The 962-nt window shown below is 44.4% G+C and carries 1 protein-coding gene; it reads left to right on the top strand.

Features of this window, described 5'->3' with window-relative positions; translation table 11 throughout:
- A partial coding sequence (locus R7044_RS24525; protein ID WP_225455913.1) for an alanine:cation symporter family protein occupies positions 1-677 on the top strand: 677 nt, incomplete at its 5' end.
- Between the last annotated feature and the right edge of the window lie 285 nt (positions 678-962).

The raw sequence follows: 962 nt of genomic DNA, 5'->3' as shown, positions 1-962 counted from the left end.
ATCAACTACTAAATGCTGTTGAACTTGTGTTGGTATCTGCTTTCACGTCTACCGCAGCAACGGGCGGTTTCCTAGGTGCTAGCATCATGTTGGCAATACAATCTGGTATTGCGCGTGGTGTATTCTCCAACGAATCTGGTTTGGGTAGCGCGCCAATGGCCGCAGCAGCAGCGAAAACAGACTCTCGTGTTAAACAAGGTTTGATTTCGATGACAGGTACCTTCTTCGATACCATCATCATTTGTACCATGACAGGTCTAGCCCTGATCCTAACTGGCGCTTGGCAAAGTGACTTGTCAGGTGCCGCGATGACAACACATGCCTTTGCTGTTGGTCTCAACGCAGAAACATTTGGCCCAATGCTGGTGTCTATCGGTCTGATGTTCTTTGCGTTTACAACGATCCTTGGTTGGAACTACTACGGTGAACGTTGTGTGGTGTTCCTAATGGGCACAAAAGCGGTTCTGCCTTACAAGATTATCTTCCTTGCTCTAGTGGCTTCAGGCGCGTTCCTGCATCTAGACATGATTTGGATTCTGGCAGATATCGTAAATGGCTTGATGGCGATCCCTAACCTTATTGGTTTGATTGCGCTTCGTCATGTTGTACTGGCAGAAACTAAATTGTTCTTTAACCCTTCAGTTCAATCTGATGATCTTGATGCGGTAAAAGCATAGCTCTACAAAGAACCGTTAAGCCTGCACTTAAACGAGTTAGAAACCTTAAAACACAAAGCCCGCTCATTTTTAGCGGGCTTTATTTTTATCTAGATTCAGATGACAGCGTTAATCACGTAACCACTGATGTTCAACCTTCTCTCCACGCTGTTCAAAAAACTTAGCATTTTGCTGTTTGAACTGATCAACTTTAATATCCGCGATTGGCCAATGGGCAAAATCTTCCGTAATGAAAGACTCATCAACGCCAAATTCTAGCGAATCTAAATGCTTACCTATGTAACG

Source organism: Vibrio sp. 1402, from assembly GCF_033340275.1.
Note: the sequence above shows the minus strand (reverse complement) of the source record. Positions and strands in the feature narration are given on the sequence as shown.